Raw genomic sequence first — 21,337 nt, forward strand, 5'->3', positions numbered from 1 at the left:
TTCCTTGTAGAAAGGCACGTTCGAGTCGCCGTTGATGGTGGAGATGACAGCGGTCTTGCCACCGGCGGAGAACTTCTTCACGTCAGCGACGATGGTTTGATAGTCGCTGTGGCCGAAGGGGGTGTACTTCTCGTCGATGTCTGAGTCTTTCACGCCCTTGCTCTTCAGGAAGGCGCGCAAGATCTTGTTGGTGGTACGCGGGTACACGTAGTCGGTGCCCAGCAGCACGAAGCGCTTGGCGCCGCCACCGGCCTTGCTCATCAGGTACTCAACAGCCGGAATGGCTTGCTGGTTGGGCGCAGCGCCGGTGTAGAACACGTTCTTGCTGAGCTCTTCGCCTTCGTACTGCACGGGGTAGAACAGCAGGCCGTTGAGTTCTTCAACCACCGGTAGCACCGACTTGCGCGACACGCTGGTCCAGCAGCCGAACATCACGGCCACCTTGTCTTGCGAGATCAGTTGCTTGGCCTTTTCAGCAAACAGCGGCCAGTTGGAAGCCGGGTCGACGACCACGGGTTCGAGCTTCTTGCCGAGCACGCCACCCTTGGCGTTGATCTCGTCTATCGTCATCAGCGCCACGTCTTTCAGCACGGTTTCCGAAATGGCCATCGTGCCCGACAGCGAGTGCAGGATGCCGACCTTGATGGTGTCGGCAGCCTGTGCCCACATCGGCAGGCTGAGTGCGGCGACGCCGACAGCAACAGCACTGAGAGATTTCGCAAAAGTGCGACGGGTGTTTTTCATGAACGAACGCTCCTGGGGTGTTTGGGTCTGCGTCGCCCCTGTTGAGGCGCACAGACGCAGGTTACGGAGACGTGCGGGGCGGCGATATACGCCAGAAGGCGTACAGCCCCCTCTCAGGGCAGGAGATCAGGCGCCAGCTGCGCGCACCAGCGCCTGCGCCGCATAGGCAATCTCGCAGGTCAGCAAGCCGGGCTCGAATTGACCGTAAGCGCGGGCCAGCTTGCGAGCGGCTTGTCGGCACGGCGCGCCAGGGGCAATGAGTTCGTTGAGCAGCGCACGGTAGTCCAGCGGTTGCGCTCGCGCGGCAACATTGACACCTGCCCCGTGACGCTCGAACTCGCGGGCCAGCAGAAATTGCTCGGCATGCAGCGGCAGCATCAAGCAAGGCACACCCCTGAGCATGGCCTGCGCGACGGTGGCTTGGCCGGCATGGCACACCACCAATGCGCAATCGGCGAGCACCAGGCGCATGTCAAGCGGCCGGTGGCTGTAGACGATGCGAGATGAAACGGGAAGCGCTTGAGCGGAGGCAAGCTTGTCGGGCATGAAGCACACGACCCGGCAGCCCGCCGCATCGAGCGCCTGCAAAACAGCGGCATGGTGGGGGTGCGAGGCGCGCAAGTAGGCGAACACGCGCGGGCCGTCACCCTCAGGCCATGACGGCGCGGCGCCAGGCGCCACTTCGCAGTCGGGCCCGCGGTAGTCGCCTGCCACGCGCCCTCGGCCAGCGTAGTGATCCAGCTCGGGCCAGGTGCACAGCAGCGACTGCTCGGGGTAAAACAACTCGCACAGCTGCTGCATCGGCCGCTTGCCATGTGACACCAGCACGTCGTTGGCATGGGCCAGTGCGCGGGCGTCGGATTGCTCGGCGTGCAACGCAGGCACAGAGGCCCAATCACGAAACACCGGCAAGGGCGACTGGCGCGGCGGCACCGAAAACCCATGCCCGATGTGCAGCGCCGGAATGCCGGCCAGGCGCGCGGCCAGCAGTGCGGTCGGTGAGTGGTCTGCTACCAGCGCGTCACAAGCGCTCAGTTCAAGCAGGTTCTTCCACGCCTCGGCCAAAGCGTGCAGCCCATGGGCCGTGTCGTACCCGCAGGAGAGCAGCACGTCAGCCATGGTCAAGGCCGGCTGATGGTGGGTGCTGAGCGCCAGTGGCGCCTGAAATGCTCGACCCAGCTCGGGGCCCAGGTAAGGCCGGCTGCCCATCAGGTCTCTCAGCGCGAAGCTCACTTGATGGCCGCGCGCTTTCAAGGCCACGGCCACCGGCCGCAAACGCGTGGCGTGGCCCAGGTTGGCACCCAGCTCCCATGCAAGAAGAAAGCGCGCCACGAAACTCTCTGCTTGTGCGGTGTTTACAGCTCGAATCGCAGGCCGAGCCCGATGCGCTCGCTGCGGTAGCCCTTCTGTGCCACGCCGGTTTCGTAGTCGGCAAACCAGCTCATGCCGCCCTGCTGAAGGCCCGAGACTCCCACGGCCACACTGCCATGGCTGCCGCTGGCGTCCGCCACCGAAGGCACGAGCAGCGTGGTGTTGCCGCTGAGCAGCGTGGCCGTCGGCGCCTGTTGCAATGCTTCGCTGCGGTGCGTGAGTTCGAGGCGCACATAGGGCAACAACACGCCCCACGACACCGGCACGCTCAGCTGCGTTTGTGCGCCGATGTTCAGCGCGCGCGACGTCAACCGCTGTGCGCTCACCGCCACCGCTGAATCGCTGCCCGTTTCATCGAAGCCGTCAACGCTGGACGTGATGCTGTCCCAGCGCACGTAGGGCCCAATGGACCAGGCGCCCATGCTGAAGTCGCGCCCCGCTGACAGGCTGATGCCCACACCATGCCCCTGCGGTGATGACAGGGCGGCTCCGCCAGCCCCGTCGTCACGGGCGAGCTTGAACCGGGTGGTCTCGTAGCTGAGGGTCGTGCTCACATACGTGGTGGGCGACACGTTCCAATTTGCATATGCAGTGGCTTGCCTGCCTTTGCTCGTTTGCTTGCTGGCCGAGCCTTCAAAGGTGACACGCGAGTCGGACGGGCCCAGGTTGGCGCCCACGGCCCACTCATCACCGAGGCGCAAGTCGGCACCCAACGACAAGGACACCGTGCGCAGCTTGAATTCGGGCTGAGCAACCGAGCTGTTCTGGCGCAGGTAGTCGCCCAGGCCGAGCACATACACGCCGAGCCGCCCTGGCTGCGATGTGTCGCCCTCTTCTTTCTTCCCCATGGGCAGGGGCACGCCCTGCACATCAAACTGCGGCGTGTTGTGGCTGCTGCGCAAGGCACGCATGCGTGCCTGGGCATTGGCCAGATTGCCGTGCATGCGCGCGCTCTGCAAGGCCAGCAGCGGGGCACTGGCCTGATTGAGCGTCTGCTGCGGGCCGGGGGCGCCCGCAGCGCCCATCACGGTCACGCGCGGGTAACCGCCCTCGCCGCCCAGGTCGATGGGGCCGCCGTAGCCGGGGTCGATGCTGGTGATGAGGTAGGTGTGCTCGCCCGGCAGCAGGGGCACGCTGAGCGAGCCACCGGGAATGCTGCGCTGGCCGACCGGGTTGCTGCCGTCACCCGACTGCACCTGCCAGATCTCGGTGCCTGCCACGAGCGCCAGGTCGGTGATGCTGTCTATGCAATTGCCTTGAAGCGAAACCATGTCGCCCGAGACGAGTGCAGACGGTGAACAGGAGATGGCGGCCGACACCGGTACCACGATGGAAAGAAGACTGGCAGCAGTAGAGAGTTGCAGGAGCGAAGACGTTTTCATGTTGTGTGTGATGAGGCGAAGGCTGATGACAAGCCCACAGCTTCAAGGCAAAGCCGGCGATCATCGTTGCGGCCGGACGCACGCGACATCCCCTTTGCGGGTGGAATGGCCGCTGCATCACAAAGCGTTTCGTTTTGTTGCAGCGTGGCCCGCGCCTTCCCTCTTTTGCGGGGGCGCGTTGACCCGAATGCAATGCGAAACTATTTGATTGCGCTTTTTGCTCAGGGAGATCAACAACATGAACCGTCACCTTTCGCCCACCCACCGCGCCGTGCTGCGCAGCCTTCTTCGCACGACCGCGATCACGCTCATGTACGGCGCACTCGCCGCACAGGCTCAAACGGTGATGGTCTACGACGAGGGCAGGTCGCCGTCGGCACAAGAGGTCGCCGACATCCTTTTTCGCGGCGCCAGCGAGGCCACCAAGCTGCGCGGGCAAGCGCCGGTCAACGGCCACTCACCGTTTGCGCTGCTTGAGCAAACGCCCACCACGAATGCGAGCGACGCGAGCGCGGTGTCGGTGCCGGTTCATTTTGATTTCGACTCGGCCAACCTCACACCCAAGGCGAAAGCCCAGCTCGACGTGATTGCCGAAGGCATACGCCTCACCGAGGGCACGGTGAAAGTGGTGGTCGAGGGCCACACCGATGCCAAGGGCAGCACCGCCTACAACGAAAGCCTTTCATACCGTCGCGCCTCTGCCGTGCGCAGCTATCTCGTCACCGTGAAGAAGCTGCCCATCACGCTGCTGGGCGTAGAGGGCAAAGGGCCGCACAAGCTGCTCGACAAGACCCATCCCTACGACGCCACCAACCGACGCGTGCAGTTTCGCGCGGGCTGAGCAGCCATGAATTTTCATTTCGCACAACGCCACCGCAGGCGTTGGCTTGCTGCTGCCCTGGTGGTGATCTGCCTGGGTTGGGCCGCCATCGCCACCCCCTCAAAAGCCGCGACGCCGGCGCCCGCCAATGCAGCCGACCGTGATGCAGCAGACAGCCTCGTGCACTGCCTGCTGCCAGGCAAAGTGCGCCGGCTCGGCGCGTTCAGCACCAGCGTGACACCGCGTCGTGCGGAGCGTCTCACACCCGCCCAGTGCCAGGCCGGTGGCGGCGAGTACGTCGAAGCGCAAGACCAGAGCGCTGCCGTGAAGATGTGGCTGCCGATGGCATCTGAGGGCTTCCCCGAAGCGCAAACCACCGTGGCCGAGCTCTTCGATCAGCGCGGCGACAAGGCGCTCGCCAAATCTTGGTACGAAAAGGCAGCTGCCCAAGGAGACTCGCGCGCGCTCATCGGCCTTGCAGGCTTCCTGGAGCAAGGCGCTCTGGTCGCCGCGGCCCGGGGCATCACGTCTGCCGACACGCTGACGCGGGTCACCGACCTGGTCAACAAGGCCACCGGCGGGCTCGCGGCCGGCTTGTCCATTCAGCGCAGCGACCGCCTGCGGGTCGACTTCGTCTCACCGGTCGGTGCCACGCCCGTGCCCCGCGTGGCCGGCAGCGCCGTCACACTGGAAAGCCCGGCCGGGCCACTGGACGTGGTGGTGCGTGTGGCAGGCAGTGCCGGCCTGAAATCGGTGGTGGTCAATGGCCAACCGTACAAGCCCGACGCCCAAGGCTTGCTCAACATTCCCGTGACCGTGGGTGATGCCCGTACCACCTTGCTCGTGCAGGCAGAAGACCTCAGCGGCGCGCAAGCACAGGCTGAGCTCACCCTCGTGCAGCGCTCGGCCTCGCCCATCACCGCGCCCGCCTCAGGCGCTGCGCCCGCCTCGCCACTGCCCCCCGGCAAGCGCTTCGCCCTCATCGTCTCCAACGAGGCTTACCAGCACTGGGTCAAGCTCGACACGCCGCACTCCGATGCGCAGGCGTTGGCGGCCGTGCTCAAGCAGCGCTTCGGCTTCTCGGTGACGATGCTGAAAGACGCCACGCGCCAGCAGATGCTCGCCGCACTCGGCCGGCTGCGCCAGCAAGTGGGGCCGCGAGACCAGGTGGTGGTGTATTACGCCGGCCACGGGCAAATGGACGCCGTCACCGCGCGCGGCTACTGGATCCCCGTCGATGGCGACAGCACCGACCTCGCGCAATGGGTCTCGGTGATCGACGTAACCGACCAGCTCTCGGCCATGACCGCCCGGCACGTGTTGGTGATTGCAGACTCTTGCTACTCGGGCACGCTCACACGCTCGCTGGTGCCCGCCATCGACCAGGCCTTGTCGCTTGAGCAGCGCCAAACGCCTCTGCAGCAGCTGAGCAAACAGCGTGCACGCGTGGCCATGACCTCTGGCGGCCTGGAGCCGGTGGTTGATGGCGGCAGCGTGGACCACTCGCTGTTCGCGCGCAGCCTGCTCGACGTGCTCGCGCAGGTCAACGCGCCCTTGGCAGCGCAAGAGCTGCACCATGCGGTGTCGGCTCGCTTCGCCCATCTGGCACGGCGCCTGAAGGTGCAGCAGCAGCCGCAATACGCGCCGATCGGCTTTGCCGGTCATGAAGCGGGCGATTTCGTGTTTGCGCCCATCTGACGTCACCGAGGCGCGCGCTTACTGAGTTTTCCCCTGTTCCGCGACAAGGCACTTTCCGTTCGCACTGTGCCCGACCGGAGGTTGCTGTCGCGAATTTTTAGAAGCTCAACAGGCGCTGCCTTTTCAGCGCGCCGTCACTTCGCGACGACGGTGCCGATCTCCAGCGCCAGACCGTTGGTGCCCACGGCCACGGGCGGTGACTGGCCTTCGAGGTCACCGTTGCGAGCCTGGCCCTCGCCGCTCTTGCTCACGCGCGCTGTCACCACCACTTGTGAAAACCCAGACAGCTTGGCTGTGGCCCACAAGGCCATGCTGTCGTCGAGCGTGAAAGCCATGGGCAGGTCTTTCACTTGCTTGCGGATCACGGCCAAGGGAAAAGGCGGGCCGCCCACGGCGCGCACATAAACGAACACCGCATCGGACGGGCTTGCACGACCGACCAAGGCTGGCGACAGCGCCACCGTGCCACTGACGCCGCTGCCGCGCGGTGCGCTGCTGAGCGGAGCAGGCGTGGCTGGCTGCGAGTCGGCTTGCGCGTCGGCCTGGGTCACCGCTGCCTGGGGCACAGGCAGCGCAAGGGCCGGGCTCGACACCTCGGGCAACACGGCAACCACCGGCCGGACCGGCCGAGCAGAGGCGGCCCACCACACCGCAATGGCTGCGAGATGGAAGACCGCCGCCGCAGCTACCCACAGCGGCCAACGCGATGGCCCACGCGGAGGTGCCAGAGACCCGCCTTCGGCATGCAGTGCGGGCGCTTCAGCCTCGGCCGGCGCTGCCGCGGGTGCGTCGGCACTCGCCTGCTGCATCACGGCATCAATCAGCCGGCGCTCCAGAGCGGCCCGGCTCTGTGCGTATTGCGCGTCGTCCACGAACCCCGTGAGGTGGCCGTCGTGCAGATCCTGCAGTCGACGGCGTAGCGCGTGCACTTCTTCGTTCATCCCTCTATTGCATCACGGGCTTTCGAGCGCCCCTATCCCCGAAGCGGTGGGCTGGCGCGCACCGCCACTGTCCCGGCACGCAACCGCCAGCCTCTGCCGAGCGCTATGCTCGCCGCCATGACGCAAACCACTGCACGCTCACTCGAAGGCCGCGTGGCCCTGATCACTGGCGCCAACACCGGCATAGGCCGCATCACCGCTTGCGAGTTGGCCCGGCGCGGGGCACATGTGTTCATTGCCTGCCGATCGGCCGAGCGCGCGCAGCCGGTGCTCGACGAGATGCGCGCCGCCACCGGCGCCGGCCAGCTGGAGCTGCTGTCGCTCGACCTCGGTGACCTGGTCTCGGTGCGCGCTTGCGCCATGACGTTTCTGGCGCGCGGCCTGCCGCTGCACTTGCTGATCAACAACGCCGGCATCGCGGGTGCCCGCGGCATCACCTCATCGGGCTTCGAGCTCGCCTTTGGCGTCAACCACGTGGGCCACTTCCTGCTGACCCAGCTCTTGCTCGACACCCTGAAGCGCTCGGCGCCGGCACGCATCGTCACCGTGTCGAGCCGGGCCCACTACCGCGCCCGCGGCATCGACTGGCAGGCCGTGCGCCAACCCACCAAGGCCAGAACCGGGCTGCCGGAATACGGCGTGTCAAAGCTCGCCAATGCGCTCTTCAGCGCCGAGCTGGCCCGCAGGCTCGAGGGCAGCGGCGTCACCACCTATGCGCTACACCCTGGCGTGGTGGCGTCCGATGTATGGCGCTCGGTGCCTTGGCCGTTTCGCTCGCTCATCAAGCTGGCCATGATCACCCCCGAAGAAGGCGCGGCCACCTCGCTGCATTGCGCCACGTCCCTCGAAGCGGCTTCTGAGACCGGGCTGTACTACGAGAAGAGCAACATCAAGGACCCAGCTGCACTGGTGCACGACGCGGCGCTTGCCGCCGAGCTGTGGCAGCGCAGCGAGCAGTGGGTGCTGTGAGGCGCGCGCGCTCGCTGAGCCTGACGCGCCGCGATCAACGCACCGCCAACGTGTACCTCACGTCGGTCTTTGCGATGTTGTACACGCCGAAGTCGCAGCTGTAGAGCGTCCAGGCTTCGGTGTTGTCGGCAGCGCTGGTGGTCGAGGTCCAGTAGAAGTCGGACACGATGAAGTTGTTGAACACCACCGGCCCGGTGACCACGCCGTTACCCCGGTACGACCCCACCAGGTACGAGGCCTGCGGGAAGGTGGGGGCACGGTCTGACAGGCTCAGCATCTCGGCGCGGTTGGGCATGCGCCATTGGCCGGCCGTCGAGCCGTCGGTGAGGCCGCATTGGCCGCTGGCCAGGCCGTTGACGGCGCTCAAGGCGCCCGACCAGGCTTGGTGTATGCAATCGGCCTGCTTCAACCAGGTGAGGCCGGTCACGGTGTCGGCCAGCGTGCCGTCGCCGTTGTCGATGAAGCGCGAGGCGGTCAGGGGTGCGCCCAGCTGCAGGCTCGCATCGTCGCGCGCGCCGAACGAGCCGCCGCCCACGCCCGAGTAAACGCCCGTCGCGAGCGGCTCCACGGCGCCGGCAGCACCCGATTTCACCGCCCAAAGTGAGTTGGCGACGGTCGTCTTGGTGTTGCCAAAGCCGCCATCGTTGGTGTCTGCGCCGTTGATCCAGCGGCCATCGGTGAAGCGGATGGCCATGGCGTTGGCCGTGAGCGCGGTGTAGGTGGTCGATGTCCAGTACGCCGCGGTGAGGTCAACGTTGGTGAACGGGTGCGCAGCAGGCAAGGCCGGGCTGGTGCGCGACACGTCGACCAGGCTTTCGAGCTCGTTGGCATTGGGCATGCGCCATTGCCCCGCGGTCGAACCATCGGTGAGGCCGCAGGCGCCGCTGGCGAGCTGGTTGGCCGCGGTGAGTGCACTGGCCCAGGCCGTGGGGCTCATGCAGCCCGCGTTCTTCAGCCACACCAGGCCGGTGAGGTGGTCGGTGACGGTGCCGTCGGCGTGGTCGGTGAAGCGCGCGCCAGGCCATGCAACACCTTGCTGGGCCGAGTAGTCGTCGCCACTGGCGTAGCTGGTGGCCTGGCCGGTGCGGGCCAGGCTCGCCATCTTGTCGCCCGCGCGCAGCGCCGTGAAGTTGACGCCGCTCACGTCGTGTGCAGGCATGGTGGCAATGCGCACCACGGTGCGGTAGAGGCCGTCGAAATCGAACTTGGTGACCGTGCCCGCCGCATCGTTCACCGTGGGCTGAAAGCCCAGGCCGGCCTTGCTGGGGTAGACCGCGTAATCGGCGTTGCGCACGGTGTCTAGCTGCGGCACCGAGTAGGCGCCGTTGACGTCGGTGGTGGTGGTGACCGTGGTGTTGGTGTTGTGGTGGAAGACGCTGATGGTCACGCCTGAGACCGGCACGCCGAGCTTGTCGACCACGGTGCCCGAAACAGCCGCGTAGACCGGGGCGCCGTTGTTGCCGCCGCCGCTGGCTGATGAACCACCGCTGTCACTGCCGCATGCGGCGAGCAAGACCACCGCCGCAGCGGTCAAGAGCAAACGTGAATGAAGCATCGAGGGCCGCCCGTGAGAAACGCCTTCCGGACCCGCCCGGAAGAAGACTTGCTCGTGTATCGGCCTGTGCGGCTGAAGCTTGATCGACTAGTTCACGCTTCTGGAGGGTTAGCGTGATGGGCGGCTTGCTGTGGGGGATGTGTGGTGCGGGCCTTCGATGCCTCAGCGCCGCACCGTGCCCACCACCTCGCCCAGCGGCGAGTAGCTGATGTGTGTCTCCAGCACCCCATCTCGATCGGTGTCCACATCGGCATCGACCATTTTGCCGAGCTTGAAGTGCTCCACCCGCAGCGGCTTGCCATTGGCTGGGTCAAGGTATTCGGCAGAGGCCATCACCCCGTGCACAAAGACAAGGCGCAGGTCACGGAAGCGGTCACCATGGGTGTCTACCTCGATCAGTTGCACATTGCCCTGGCGAAAGCCGATGCTGGTCTCGAAAATGCCGTCGAAGTCATCGTCGGCGTCGGCCGCTTCGATCTCGCCGCGGGCGTCGTAGTAGGCGATGTAGTCAACCTTGCCGTCGAGGTTGCGGTCGATCTCGGCGTTGACGAGGGTGCCGCGCGCCGAGTACGTCCAGGTCTCGTCGAGCACGCCATCGTGGTTGTGGTCTATGCCGTCCAGCCTGACCGGCGTGCGCACATAGGCAAAGGTCGCGCCCACCCCCATGGCCAGGCCCAGCAAGAAAATCGTCACCGAGCGCGACTTCGTTGCGGGCGGCTTCTCGCGCTCATATGCAGGCTGCTCGGCATCCCAGCGCTCCACCAGCTCGCGGGCCTGCGTGTAGTCGGTCTCGTCGACCACCAGGCGCACCAGGCCGGCGGCGGGCAGCTCGCCGATGGCGCCCTGCAAGGCCTCGCCATGGATCTGGGCGGTGATGCCTTGTTGCTTGAGCAGGTCGCACAGCATGTGGGCTTCGACGGCGTTGGCAGCTTGGTAGACGGTGCGCATGAAAGCATTCTGGCAGGCGGGCCAGGCCAGTGCGCAAGCGCAAGCACGAGAGTGCCAGGCCTCAGGCGCAGCGGTTCACTTGACGGGCACTTCACGCAGCATGGCCGACGACGGGGTCGCCCGGTCCGCCGCACCGGCGCCCGCGTGCTGCAAGCGCAATATCGCGGTGATGCCCGCCAGAAAGTGGTTCAGCTCCAGAGGCTTGGTCCAGTAGTCGAGCACCCCCAGGTCCACCGCCGCGGCCACGGCATCGGGCATCGCGCTGGCCGAGACCGCCACCACCCGCAATGCCTTGGTGCGGCTGTCACCGCGCAAGGCCCGCAGCACTTCATAGCCCGACATGTCGGGGAGCTGCATGTCAAGCAAGATGAGGTCGGGCTGCTGCAGCAGCGCAAACGCCAAGCCGTCTTCACCGGTCTCTGCCTGCATCAGGGTCACGCCGCTGCAGCGCGCAATCATCTGCTGCACGAGGATCTGGTTCACCTCGTTGTCTTCGATGTAGAGCACGGTCGAACCGCCGAGGATGCGGCCGACCGCCGGTGGCCCGGTCACCGCAGCGAAATGCTCCTGCCGCAGCTCGCAGGCCGGCAGCACCAGGCGGGCCCGCGTTCCAGTGGTGGGGTTGCTTTCCACTTCCAGACGGCCCTTCATCATTTCCACGAGTTGCCGGCTCAAGGTCAACCCGATGCCGGTGCCTTCGATGGTGTGCTCAGACTGGCCCAGCCGGTTGAAGGGCTCGAACAGGTGAGACAGCTGCTCCGCCGACATGCCCACGCCGTTGTCGATCACGTCGAACACCACTTCTGTTTCGCTGGCACTCACCTCAACCCTGACGGTGCCACCAGGCCGGTTGTACTTGCAAGCGTTGCTCAGCAGGTTGATCAGCACCTGGCGCAAGCGCCGCGGGTCGGCCAGCACGCCCACTCCCGTGCCCACGCCGACTTGCTTGCGAAGGTCTACCTGTTGCGCGTGGGCCAAGGGGTGACACAGCGCCATGGCCTCGTCGAGCGCGCCGGCGATGTCGGTGGGCTCGCTCAGCGCCTCGAGCTGGCCCGACTCGATGCGCGAGATGTCCATCACGTCGTTGACGAGACCGAGCAAGTGCCAGCCCGCGTGCGTGATCAGCCCGACCTGGTCGGCCTGCTCCTGCGAGAGCGTGGCCCGGGTGTCGCTTGCAAGCAGCTGCGCAAAGCCGAGGATGGCGTTGAGCGGCGTGCGCAGCTCGTGGCTCATGCGGGCCAGAAATTCGGTCTTGGCGCGATTGGCTTCTTCTGCTACCTCTCGGGCGCTGTCGGCCACCTGCGCGGCCTTCATCTCTGACACGTCGGTGGCCACCACCAGAAAGCTGCTCTTGCCCAGGTAGTCAACCACGTGCGCATTCACCAGCACGTCGTGGTGCGTGCCGTCACTCGAGACCCACCGGGTCTGCATGCCGATCACGCGCTCGGTGGCGCGCAGCGCGCTGTAGAAGTGCTCGCGCTCGCCTGCGTCGGGCCAGAAGCCCTGGGCATCGAAGGCGATGTTGGCCGGCCTGTCGGGTGCGAGCCCAACCAACGAGCACCACAACGAGTTCACCCTCATGGCTTTGCGGTCCTGCAGGGTGAAGATGGCCATGGGCACGGGGGCTGCGGCGAAGAGCGTCTGGAACAGATGATCCCTGCGCTCAACCTGGTCTTGTGCCGCCCGCCGCGCGTTCTCGCGGTCAGAGTTGTCGAGCGCAAAGGACAGGTCGGCCCCCATTTCCGACAAGAGCGGAAGCAGGCTGTCGACAAAGAACGCCTTGGTGGTGGAGCACAGCAGCAAGGCGCCTACCGGCGTGCCGGCCCGCTTGAGCGGTATCGCCGCCATCGCATTCACCTCACTCTTGAACGACGGAGCCTGCCACGCCGACACCCGTGCGTCGGCCGACATGTCGTTGATGACCAGCGGCTCATCCGACTGCATGGCCAGCCGCACCAGGTGCTCGTGCAACTGGCGCGACCGCGCCAGCCCGTCGCGCAGGGTACTTGTGCCACCGCCCTCTCGCCCATCGAACTCGGCCACCACGCGGGAGGCATCGCCACCGCCCACCAGGTCGATGACCGCGAGCTCTGTATGTCCGGCGGAAACACACGATTCACAGACCCCTTCGAACAACTCGGCAGGCTCAGGGCGGCGCAGGATCAGGCGGTTGGTTTCAGACAACACGGCGTGGAAGCGAGTCATGTGCTCTGCCGACAGCAGTGTGGCGCTCGCCTCATGGCGCAGGCGGTGCCAGGCCCGCGACCCCAGCAGCATGCCAACGACTCCGAGCACAGCGCCTGCGATGCCCAGGGCCGGGTCCCATTGCGGATAGGCCGCGAGCGGGTCTTGCAAACCCAGCCAGATGGCCGAGGCGGTCAACCCTGAGAGCACCAGGGCACCGGCCAGCAGCATGAGCCGCTGCACGCCATCCACTCGCTCGCTGGCGAGCACGCCGAACGTGGCGAACGGCCTGGCGCTCATGCGAATTGCCTTGTCGTGAGGGCGAAGGATGCATCGCCCGCAAGGGCGCGGGGCTTGAGGTGTTTCTGCACGGCGTCTCCCGATTGAGATGGGGCCTTCGCGCGAGGGGGCCAACGCGGAGGCACCCTACACGATGCGGCGGTGCAGCGGCGGGGTCTGTGCGGAAGCGCACACACCGGCGTAGGCGAACGGCACAAAGCCACCGTCATTCCCGTGAAAACGGAAATCCAGGCCAGCCCCGCTTGACAGAGCCCTTACTTTTTGGGCTTCGACGGGCGTATCAGCGTCTTTTGAAACCAAGCCTCATTCATCTGGCCGAGAAATTGCAAATTGATGGGGTAGCCAGACTTGTCGCCCAGCACGGCCTCACTGCCGCATCGGGGGCACATGGCAGTTTGCATTTCAACGGCCTTGGGGTCTTCTGAGTTGCTCATGTCCAAGCCCGTCCAGGCCACGATCTCGTCAGAGGTGAAAATCTCCACGCAGTTGCAGCAGCCGCACACCTTGCTGCCGCCGATCATTGCCCAGTTGTTGCTTGTGTAGCGATAGGCCGCCAGAAGGGGGTTGCTCATTGTTTTGTTTGCCGAAGGGGTTCTTGGTGCTACGAAGAGATCACGTTGGCGACCTGCCTCGTCCATCCTACGACGTTGCGCTCCAAGGCCCGCGTCATCCAGGCAAACCACCGGCGCGCGCTCGTGGGTCCAAGTGCAGGCGCGAAGCCCGCATCCATGGTGCAGCTCGCACTGGTTTTAAACCGATGTGTGCTTGAGAAACGGGGCTTCGCCTCCGTTTTCCTTTTGCCCGGTGAGTCTTGCTCACCGCGTGAGACCGCGCCGGGATGTCGCCCCGGCCGGCGACTCCCTTTGGTATCTGCATAACTTTGCTTTGCAAAGTGAGCAGATCCCCGCTTCGCGAACTTGTGTCGACAAGAAAGGAAGCAAAGAAGAGACCCCTGCCGACTCGGCCGAAGGGGAAGATGAACACCAGCGAACACCAGACCGGCTCGCCACGCATCGCTCCATCAAGCCGATGCGCAGCGAGGCGAGTGGTGAAGAAATCGCAGCAGGTGTGCGGCGTAGCCTCAGCATGGCGTTGACAGGCCGTAGCCTGTAGCCACACAGCTGTGACATATGGAGAGCGCCTTTGCTTTGGTTACTTTCATTTGGCGCGACAAATGAAAGTGACTCGCCTGCCGGGGCGACTACCCGGCGCCGTCGAGCAAGACAGGTAGAAACAACCACGCGAAGCGGCAACAACAGAACGGGCCTTCGTTGCTCAGGCCGAACAGTAGGCGCTGCGCAAACAAAAGGCCATGCGGCCTCAGCGCAACTCCATCGACACCTGAAACATCACCGCCGAATTCCCCAGCATGTTCACCTGCGCCGAATACACAGGCGTGAACTGCCACCCCACCGACAGCACCGCCCCGGGCGAAAACCCGCCGTGATTGAAGGGCACCTTGTCCTTGAACTCGCCCTTGTAGCCATACAAAATGCCGGCCGTCCATTGGGCAAACAGCTCAGGCCGCGCCGACCAGTTCTCCAGCCGCTGCCCGCCATAGACGTAGGCGCTGGGCTGGCCGAACGAGTTGCTGAAGTAGGTGCCGCCCCACACCAACCCATCGGCCCGCTGCCGCTCCAAGCCGACCATGCGCACCGGCCTGTGCTCGGGGTCTTCTGAAAAATGGTACGTATAGGGTGACGCCATCAGCCGCCAGTGCCCACCCGCAGGCGCCGCAGCGGGTGTGCTGGGCGACACTAGGGCCGCAGAGGGAGAAGTGGCCGTCTGTGAGTGGGCAGAAAAAACACAGCAGTAGAGGCCAGCGGCCAGCGCAGTAACAAGGAATCTCATGATCGCAATTGTCGCCAGGTTTTTGAGTGCTTCCACATTGGCCATGCGCGCCTTCGCAACACTCTGTGTGACGCTTGCCATGCTCTCGGCCCTTGGCGGCTGCGCCTGGTGGGACAACAAGGAGCGCGAGCTCGTCTACAGGCCCACCCCCGGTCACCCGGCTGACTTCAAGGGCCTGCGCCCCGGCGACGAGATGTTTTTCATCAGCGTGCCAAGCCTGACGAAGGGCACACACGACAAGCTGCAACTGTGGTGGATGCCGCAGGCCGACCCGCAAGCGCCCACGCTGCTATACCTGCACGGCACCTTTCGAAACCTGTACCGCAACTACCCCAAGATCGAAGCCCTGCGTGACGCGGGCTTTTCCGTGCTGGCGGTCGACTATCGGGGCTGGGGCGATAGCACGGCCATGGTGCCGTCTGAGCCGACCATCATTGCCGATGCCAACACCGCCTGGGACGAGCTCACCCGCCGCCAACCCGAGCCGCGCAAGCGCGTGATCTTCGGCCATTCGATGGGGGGCGCCGTGGCCATCGACCTGGCGAGCCGCAAGCGCTACCTCACCGACTACGGCGCGCTGATCACCGAATCGACCTTCACCAACCTGCCCGATGTGGCCGCCTCGGTGGGCGTGCTGGGCACCATCGCCTCGTGGATCACGCGGCAAAACTTCGATTCCCTGGACAAGATCGGCAAGGTCGATGCGCCGATCTTGATGATGCATGGCGAGCAAGATCACACCGTGCCCGTGACCCTGGGCCGGAAATTGCGTGATGCCGCACGGCCGGGTGTGAGGTGGGTCGAAATCGCAGGAGGCAGCCACAGCGGGTTGCACAACGAAGCGCCAGAGATCTACCGCCAGGCCGTGAAGTCCGTCATCAACCAGTTGCCTCAACCCCCATGACCCCTTTTGTGGATTTCAGGAATGTCTGGCTCGCCTACAACGACGAGCTGCTGGCCCAGAAGCAATACGCCGTCGAAGACATTTCGCTGCAGGTCGGGCAAGGCGAATTCATCGCCATCGTGGGCCCCTCGGGCTGCGGCAAGTCCACCTTCATGAAGCTGGCCACGGGCCTGAAGAAGCCCTCGCAAGGCAGCATCCTGATCGACGGCAAAGAGGTCACCGGCCCGCTCAAGATCACCGGCATGGCCTTCCAGGCACCGTCCCTGCTGCCCTGGCGCACCACGCTCGACAACGTGCTGCTCCCGCTGGAGATCGTGGAGCCCTATCGCAGCAGCTTTCGCCTCCAGCGCGCCGCCTATGCCGACAAGGCCCGCAAGCTGCTGCAAAGCGTGGGCCTGGGTGGCTATGAAGACAAATTCCCCTGGCAGCTTTCGGGTGGCATGCAGCAGCGTGCCTCCATCTGCCGCGCGCTGATCCATGAGCCCAAGATGCTGCTGCTCGACGAGCCCTTCGGCGCGCTCGATGCCTTCACCCGCGAAGAGCTGTGGTGCATCTTGCGCGACCTGTGGACGGTGCAAAAATTCAACGTCATCCTGGTCACCCACGACCTGCGCGAAGCGGCCTTCCTCGCCGACACCGTGTACGTGATGAGCCGCAGCCCGGGGCGCATGCTGGTGCAACGCAAGATCGAGCTGCCGCGCCCGCGCGAGCTGGAGCTCACCTACACCAAGGACTTCACCGACATCGTGCTCGAGCTGCGCGAGCACATCGGTTCGATCCGCAAGCCGGTGGGGGTGAAAGCATGAGCGCGCCGGGCCGCTCCAAGCGCCTCGAACAACTTTCACCCTGGCTGCTGCTGATCGCCGTGCTTTTGCTGTGGGAGCTGGTGTGCCGCGGCTTCAACATTTCAGACTTCATCTTTCCGGCGCCCTCGCGCATCGCAACGCAGCTGGTCGAGTTTCGCGGCGTGATCGCCGGCCACGCCTGGCGCACCTTCTGGGTCACGATGTTGGGCTTCGGCTTGTCGATCGTGGTGGGCACGATGCTGGGCTTCTTGATCGGCAGCTCACGTCTGGCCTATGCCGCGATGTACCCGCTGATGACGGCATTCAACGCATTGCCCAAGGCCGCCTTTGTGCCCATCCTGGTGGTGTGGTTCGGCATAGGCGCGGGGCCCGCGGTGCTCACCGCCTTCCTGATCTCGTTCTTCCCCATCACGGTCAACATTGCCACCGGCCTGGCCACGCTGGAGCCCGAACTCGAAGATGTGCTGCGCGTGCTTGGCGCCAAGCGCTGGGACGTGCTCGTCAAGGTCGGCCTGCCGCGCTCCATGCCCTACTTCTACGGCTCGCTCAAGGTCGCCATCACGCTGGCCTTCGTGGGCACCACGGTGTCAGAGATGACCGCCGCCAACGAAGGCATAGGCTACCTGCTCATCTCGGCCGGCTCGTCGATGCAGATGGGCCTGGCCTTCGCCGGCTTGGTGGTGGTGGGCGCCATGGCGATGGCGATGTACGAGCTGTTTGCGGTGATCGAGAAACGCACCACGGCATGGGCGCATCGCGGCTCAGCGTCGCACTGACTACACTCGCCGCACTCTCTCAACCGCACACACTTCGCCCATGGGCTGGCACGGCCACCTCAAGCTCAGCTACCGGCACCACACTCTGCAAGAGAGGCCGCGCACCGTCGTTCACGACGAACACAACGGCCCGCTGCGCATTCTGCAAAGCCTGTACCCCGAAGGTGACGCCATTTGCCACAACGTGCTGGTGCACCCGCCGGGCGGCGTGGTCGGTGGCGACGTGCTGCAGATCAGCGCGCAGCTCGGCCCGGGCAGCCACGCGCTGATCACCACGCCAGGCGCCACCCGTTTCTACCGCAGTGCGGGCGAGCTGGCCCAACAATCGCTCACCGCGCAAGTGGCGAGCAATGCACGCCTGGAATGGCTGCCGCTGGAAACCATTCTCTACCGCAACACACTGGCCGAGAACCGCATGCGCTTCGAGCTGGCGCCAGGCGCCGAGATGATCGGCTGGGACATGCTGGCGCTCGGCCTGCCGGCGAGCAACGAACGCTTCGACGCCGGCCGCTACACGCAGCAGATCGAGCTGCCGGGCGTATGGCTGGAGCGCGGCACGGTCGACGGCAGCGACAGCCGGCTGCTGGACTCTCCGCTCGGCTGGGCCGGCCACAGCGTATTGGCCACGATGTGGTTTGCAGCCGGCCAGGCCTTGTCGCCTGCACGGCGTGACAGATTGCTCGAAGCAGCACGTGAAGCGGTGGCCGCGCACCCGCTCAAAGCCACGGTCGGCTGCACCGCCCCGCATGGCGAAGTGGTGGTGCTGCGCGCGCTGGCCCACCGCGTGGAGCCGGCGATGAACCTGCTCACGCAGGTGTGGCAGCGCTGGAGAGCCCTGGCCTGGGCGCTGCAAGCCACCCCACCACGGGTCTGGCGTACCTGAAACAAGAGGGCAATCTGCCCCGAATTCGAGGCTTCAAGGAACGGCATCGACTTTGACAATGTCCTGACCCAGGGCCTTGTCGTCAGGATCGAACGTGCCGCCACCAGAGAAAATCCGCCTAGGCGACTTGCTCGTCCGCCAGGAGCTGATCACCGCAGAGCAGCTCACCGCAACACTGGAGCAACAGCGTGCGAGCGGCCGCAAGCTCGGCCGCATCTTGGTCGACAGTGGCATCGTCACCGAAGAGCAGATCTCCGGTGCGCTCGCCCGCCAGCTCAAGATCCCGTACATCAACCTCAAGCAGCAAAGCCCCAACCAGTCTCTGGTCAACCTGCTGAGCGAGGCCCAGGCCCGCCGCTTTCGCGCCCTGGTGCTGGAAGACAGCAACGGCTCGCTGCGCGTGGGCATGGCCGACCCGAGCGACCTGTTTGCCTACGACGAGCTCACCCGCATCCTGAAGCGAGAGATTGAGCTGGCCGCCGTCACCGAGACGCAGCTGCTCGCCACCATCGACCGCGTGTACCGCCGCACCGGCGAGATCACCGCGCTGTCGCAAGAACTCACCGCCGAACTGGCGCAAACCGAGGCCGATTTCGGCAGCCTGCTGGGCACCGATGCGGCGGTGAAAGACGCGCCGGTCGTCAAGCTCTTGCAGACCTTGTTCGAAGACGCCGCCCAGGTGCGCGCATCTGACATTCACATCGAGCCACAGCAGCACAAGCTGCATGTGCGCTTTCGCATTGACGGCGTGCTGCACCTGCAGACCGAAGCCGACCTGAAGATCGCACCCGCCCTGGTGCTGCGCTTGAAGCTGATGTCGGGGTTGGACATCTCCGAGAAGCGGCTACCGCAAGACGGCCGCTTTCACGTCGACATCCGCGGCAACCCGCTCGACGTGCGTATCTCGTCCATGCCCACCCAGCACGGCGAATCGGTCGTGATGCGGCTGCTCAGCCAGAGCGGCGGCATGCTGAGCCTGGAACGCCTGGGCATGCAGCCCCGCATGCTGACCAAGGTGCGCGCAGCGCTCCACCGCAACAGCGGCATGATTCTCGTGACCGGCCCGACCGGCAGCGGCAAGACCACGGCGCTGTATGCCTCGCTGGCTGAGATCAACTCACCCGACCGCAAGATCATCACGGTGGAAGACCCGGTCGAGTACCGCCTGCCCGGCATCAACCAGGTGCAGGTGCACGACAAGATAGAGCTGACCTTCGAGCGCGTGCTGCGCGCGGCGCTGCGGCAAGACCCCGATGTGATTTTGGTCGGCGAAATGCGCGACAAGACCACCGCCGAGATCGGCCTGCGCGCGGCCATGACCGGCCACATGGTGCTGTCGACCTTGCACACGAACGACGCCGCCACCACCCCGGTGCGGCTGCTCGACATGGGCGTGCCGCCGTACATGGTGGCCATGTCGCTCAACCTGGTGATCGCCCAGCGCCTGGTGCGCCTGGTGTGCGAGAACTGCGTGGCCCCGCACACGCCCACCACACAAGAGGCCGCGTGGCTAGACCACTACGCCAGCGACGACGAAGGCGAGGGCAAGTACATGCGCGGCATGGGCTGCTCGCGCTGCAACGGCACCGGCTTCATCGGCCGCACCGCGGTCTACGAGATGCTGGAGATGACACCCGAGCTGGTGCAGGCGGCCAACCACGGCTCGCCCATCGAGTTCGTGAAAATTGCACGCGTGCAGATCGGCCGCGAGACGCTGCTGCGAAATGCCCTGGCGCTGGCCAAGAGCGGGCGCTCCAGCTTGTCTGAAACCATGGCGTTGGCGGCTCACGGCGACGGCTGATGCCTCAGTACACCTACACCGCGCGCGACCGCACCGGCGCCATGCTGAAAGGCGTGCTCGAAGGCGCGTCGGCCGGGGCCATTGCAAGCGAGCTGATGAGCGGCGGCAACACGCCGCTCGAAATCGTGGAAGCCACGGCCATCGCGGCGTCAATGGCGTCACGCCAGTTCAGCTTTGGCAAGAAGGAAAAGGTCAAGCACGACGACCTGCTGATGTTCAGCCGCCAGATCTACACGCTGCTCAAGTCGGGCATACCACTCACGCGGGCGCTGGCCGGGCTGCAGGAATCGGCCGCGCCCGCCATGGCCCAGGTGATACGCCAGACGCGCGAGAGCCTGGAAAGCGGCAACGAGATGTCGACCTCACTGGCACGCCAGACAGGCATCTTTTCGGGCTTCTACGTGGCCATGGTGCGGGTAGGTGAAATGACGGGCCGGTTGGACGAGGTGTTTCTGCGCCTGTTCCACCACCTGGAGTTCGAGAAGCTCATGCGCGACCAGGTGAAGTCGGCCCTGCGCTACCCGAGCTTTGTGGTGGCGGTGATGGCGGTCGCCGTCATGGTGGTCAACATCTTCGTGATCCCGGCGTTCCAGAAGGTGTTCGACGGCTTTGGCGCCGAGCTGCCGCTCATGACGCAGATTTTGGTGGGCTTTTCCAAGTTCACCCTGGTCGCCTGGCCTTACATCGTGGCGGGCGTGGCAGGTGCAATCTTCGGTTTCAAGCGCTGGACGGCCACCGAGCAAGGCCACTACCTCTGGGACCGCACCAAGCTCAAATTCCCCGTCGCTGGCAAGATCATCCGCAAGGCCACGCTGGCGCGCTTCTCGCGCAGCTTTGCGCTGGCGCTCAAGAGCGGCGTGCCGGTGGTGCAAGCCATGATGGTGGTGGCCAACACAGTAGAGAACGCCTTCTTCGCCAAAGCCATCGAGAAGATGCGCGACGGCGTGGAGCGTGGCGACAGCGTGCTGCGCACCGCGGCCGCGAGCGGCATCTTCACGCCAGTGGTGCTGCAGATGATTGCCGTGGGCGAAGAGTCGGGCACGCTCGACGAAATGCTCGGCGAGGTGGCCGACTTCTACCAGCAAGACGTGGAGTACGAGCTCAAGTCACTTTCGGCGCAGATCGAGCCGATCTTGATCATCTTCCTGGGCGTGCTGGTGTTGATCCTCGCCCTGGGCGTGTTCCTCCCCATCTGGGACTTGGGCAAAGCGGCTTCGAAGTAGCGCGCAGCACTGTCATTCCCGTTTTCACGCGAACGACGGGAGCCGATCGCCCCCCCAGCGCGCTTTCGCGGGAATGACCCGCAAGAGCAGCTCTTATCGGGGCACCGCGCACCACCCCGCTCCCTAGCATCCCCCCATGACCCCAAGACCGTCGATGTCCGACGCCTTGCGAAGGTGATGT

General features: G+C 65.3%; 18 protein-coding genes. 9 read left to right on the forward strand and 9 right to left on the reverse strand.

Annotation, left to right across the window (positions count from 1 at the left end; translation table 11 throughout):
• The 3 genes from AC30QB_RS03260 to AC30QB_RS03270 all read right to left on the reverse strand — a co-directional run.
• A partial coding sequence (locus tag AC30QB_RS03260) for a transporter substrate-binding protein (protein ID WP_489544752.1) occupies nt 1-744 on the reverse strand: 744 nt, incomplete at its 3' end.
• Between the two features lie 126 nt (nt 745-870).
• Entirely contained in the window at nt 871-2,076 is a 1,206-nt protein-coding gene (locus AC30QB_RS03265; protein ID WP_489544753.1) for a glycosyltransferase, read from the reverse strand.
• A 23-nt stretch (nt 2,077-2,099) separates the two neighbouring features.
• Nucleotides 2,100-3,497 (reverse strand): autotransporter outer membrane beta-barrel domain-containing protein, encoded by a 1,398-nt coding sequence (locus AC30QB_RS03270; protein ID WP_489544754.1) that lies wholly within the window; start codon nt 3,495-3,497, stop codon nt 2,100-2,102.
• Nucleotides 3,498-3,735: 238 nt separating this feature from the next.
• On the opposite strand from AC30QB_RS03270, the gene AC30QB_RS03275 reads away from it, so the two are divergent.
• Both AC30QB_RS03275 and AC30QB_RS03280 read left to right on the forward strand, forming a co-directional pair.
• A complete protein-coding gene (locus AC30QB_RS03275; RefSeq protein ID WP_489544755.1) occupies nt 3,736-4,338 on the forward strand; it encodes an OmpA family protein in 603 nt (200 codons plus the stop codon).
• Between the two features lie 6 nt (nt 4,339-4,344).
• Complete coding sequence (locus AC30QB_RS03280; RefSeq protein ID WP_489544756.1) at nt 4,345-6,015, forward strand: caspase family protein; 1,671 nt, start codon at nt 4,345-4,347, stop codon at nt 6,013-6,015.
• 134 nt (nt 6,016-6,149) lie between these two features.
• On the opposite strand, the gene AC30QB_RS03285 is transcribed toward AC30QB_RS03280, so the two are convergent.
• Entirely contained in the window at nt 6,150-6,956 is an 807-nt protein-coding gene (locus AC30QB_RS03285; RefSeq protein ID WP_489544757.1) for a c-type cytochrome biogenesis protein CcmI/CycH, read from the reverse strand.
• 117 nt (nt 6,957-7,073) lie between these two features.
• On the opposite strand from AC30QB_RS03285, the gene AC30QB_RS03290 reads away from it, so the two are divergent.
• Nucleotides 7,074-7,925, forward strand: coding sequence for an SDR family oxidoreductase (locus AC30QB_RS03290; protein ID WP_489544758.1), 852 nt, complete (start codon nt 7,074-7,076; stop codon nt 7,923-7,925).
• Nucleotides 7,926-7,959: 34 nt separating this feature from the next.
• Here AC30QB_RS03290 and AC30QB_RS03295 read toward each other — a convergent pair whose 3' ends face one another.
• From AC30QB_RS03295 to AC30QB_RS03315, 5 genes are all read right to left on the reverse strand, one after another.
• Nucleotides 7,960-9,480 (reverse strand): Lcl C-terminal domain-containing protein, encoded by a 1,521-nt coding sequence (locus AC30QB_RS03295; protein ID WP_489544759.1) that lies wholly within the window; start codon nt 9,478-9,480, stop codon nt 7,960-7,962.
• Between the two features lie 162 nt (nt 9,481-9,642).
• Complete coding sequence (locus AC30QB_RS03300; protein WP_489544760.1) at nt 9,643-10,428, reverse strand: putative signal transducing protein; 786 nt, start codon at nt 10,426-10,428, stop codon at nt 9,643-9,645.
• Between the two features lie 75 nt (nt 10,429-10,503).
• Nucleotides 10,504-12,912, reverse strand: a complete 2,409-nt coding sequence (locus AC30QB_RS03305; RefSeq protein ID WP_489544761.1) for a hybrid sensor histidine kinase/response regulator — start codon at nt 12,910-12,912, stop codon at nt 10,504-10,506.
• A gap of 254 nt (nt 12,913-13,166) precedes the next feature.
• The gene (locus tag AC30QB_RS03310; RefSeq protein ID WP_489544762.1) at nt 13,167-13,484 is read right to left on the reverse strand and encodes a hypothetical protein; all 318 of its coding nucleotides are present in this window, start codon (nt 13,482-13,484) and stop codon (nt 13,167-13,169) included.
• Nucleotides 13,485-14,232: 748 nt separating this feature from the next.
• Complete coding sequence (locus AC30QB_RS03315; RefSeq protein WP_489544763.1) at nt 14,233-14,619, reverse strand: hypothetical protein; 387 nt, start codon at nt 14,617-14,619, stop codon at nt 14,233-14,235.
• Nucleotides 14,620-14,761: 142 nt separating this feature from the next.
• Between AC30QB_RS03315 and AC30QB_RS03320 the strand changes: the two genes are divergently transcribed.
• From AC30QB_RS03320 to AC30QB_RS03345, 6 genes are all read left to right on the forward strand, one after another.
• Nucleotides 14,762-15,667 carry an alpha/beta fold hydrolase gene (locus AC30QB_RS03320; RefSeq protein ID WP_489544764.1) on the forward strand — a complete coding sequence of 302 codons (906 nt, stop codon included), beginning with the start codon at nt 14,762-14,764 and terminating at the stop codon, nt 15,665-15,667.
• Nucleotides 15,664-16,473, forward strand: a complete 810-nt coding sequence (locus AC30QB_RS03325; protein ID WP_489544765.1) for an ABC transporter ATP-binding protein — start codon at nt 15,664-15,666, stop codon at nt 16,471-16,473. The genes AC30QB_RS03320 and AC30QB_RS03325 overlap by 4 nt, the downstream gene beginning before the upstream one ends.
• Nucleotides 16,470-17,249: an ABC transporter permease gene (locus tag AC30QB_RS03330; protein WP_489544766.1), complete on the forward strand. Its 780-nt coding sequence runs from the start codon at nt 16,470-16,472 to the stop codon at nt 17,247-17,249. The genes AC30QB_RS03325 and AC30QB_RS03330 overlap by 4 nt, the downstream gene beginning before the upstream one ends.
• A gap of 40 nt (nt 17,250-17,289) precedes the next feature.
• Nucleotides 17,290-18,132 carry an urease accessory protein UreD gene (locus AC30QB_RS03335; RefSeq protein WP_489544767.1) on the forward strand — a complete coding sequence of 281 codons (843 nt, stop codon included), beginning with the start codon at nt 17,290-17,292 and terminating at the stop codon, nt 18,130-18,132.
• A gap of 94 nt (nt 18,133-18,226) precedes the next feature.
• Nucleotides 18,227-19,933, forward strand: coding sequence for a GspE/PulE family protein (locus tag AC30QB_RS03340; protein ID WP_489544768.1), 1,707 nt, complete (start codon nt 18,227-18,229; stop codon nt 19,931-19,933).
• Entirely contained in the window at nt 19,933-21,156 is a 1,224-nt protein-coding gene (locus AC30QB_RS03345; protein ID WP_489544769.1) for a type II secretion system F family protein, read from the forward strand. Before AC30QB_RS03340 ends, AC30QB_RS03345 begins: the two co-directional genes overlap by 1 nt.
• The last annotated feature ends 181 nt before the right edge of the window (nt 21,157-21,337 follow it).

The organism is Rhizobacter sp. (genome assembly GCF_046595475.1).
Lineage (GTDB): Bacteria > Pseudomonadota > Gammaproteobacteria > Burkholderiales > Burkholderiaceae_C > Rhizobacter.

Excerpts from the sequence above, each read along its gene's own strand:
- AC30QB_RS03270 (WP_489544754.1), bottom strand. The coding sequence starts at position 3,497 with ATGAAAACGTCTTCGCTCCTGCAACTCTCTACTGCTGCCAGTCTTCTT.
- AC30QB_RS03275 (WP_489544755.1), top strand. The coding sequence starts at position 3,736 with ATGAACCGTCACCTTTCGCCCACCCACCGCGCCGTGCTGCGCAGCCTT.
- AC30QB_RS03280 (WP_489544756.1), top strand. The coding sequence starts at position 4,345 with ATGAATTTTCATTTCGCACAACGCCACCGCAGGCGTTGGCTTGCTGCT.
- AC30QB_RS03285 (WP_489544757.1), bottom strand. The coding sequence starts at position 6,956 with ATGAACGAAGAAGTGCACGCGCTACGCCGTCGACTGCAGGATCTGCAC.
- AC30QB_RS03290 (WP_489544758.1), top strand. The coding sequence starts at position 7,074 with ATGACGCAAACCACTGCACGCTCACTCGAAGGCCGCGTGGCCCTGATC.
- AC30QB_RS03295 (WP_489544759.1), bottom strand. The coding sequence starts at position 9,480 with ATGCTTCATTCACGTTTGCTCTTGACCGCTGCGGCGGTGGTCTTGCTC.
- AC30QB_RS03300 (WP_489544760.1), bottom strand. The coding sequence starts at position 10,428 with ATGCGCACCGTCTACCAAGCTGCCAACGCCGTCGAAGCCCACATGCTG.
- AC30QB_RS03305 (WP_489544761.1), bottom strand. The coding sequence starts at position 12,912 with ATGAGCGCCAGGCCGTTCGCCACGTTCGGCGTGCTCGCCAGCGAGCGA.
- AC30QB_RS03310 (WP_489544762.1), bottom strand. The coding sequence starts at position 13,484 with ATGAGCAACCCCCTTCTGGCGGCCTATCGCTACACAAGCAACAACTGG.
- AC30QB_RS03315 (WP_489544763.1), bottom strand. The coding sequence starts at position 14,619 with ATGGCGTCACCCTATACGTACCATTTTTCAGAAGACCCCGAGCACAGG.
- AC30QB_RS03320 (WP_489544764.1), top strand. The coding sequence starts at position 14,762 with ATGATCGCAATTGTCGCCAGGTTTTTGAGTGCTTCCACATTGGCCATG.
- AC30QB_RS03325 (WP_489544765.1), top strand. The coding sequence starts at position 15,664 with ATGACCCCTTTTGTGGATTTCAGGAATGTCTGGCTCGCCTACAACGAC.
- AC30QB_RS03330 (WP_489544766.1), top strand. The coding sequence starts at position 16,470 with ATGAGCGCGCCGGGCCGCTCCAAGCGCCTCGAACAACTTTCACCCTGG.
- AC30QB_RS03335 (WP_489544767.1), top strand. The coding sequence starts at position 17,290 with ATGGGCTGGCACGGCCACCTCAAGCTCAGCTACCGGCACCACACTCTG.
- AC30QB_RS03345 (WP_489544769.1), top strand. The coding sequence starts at position 19,933 with ATGCCTCAGTACACCTACACCGCGCGCGACCGCACCGGCGCCATGCTG.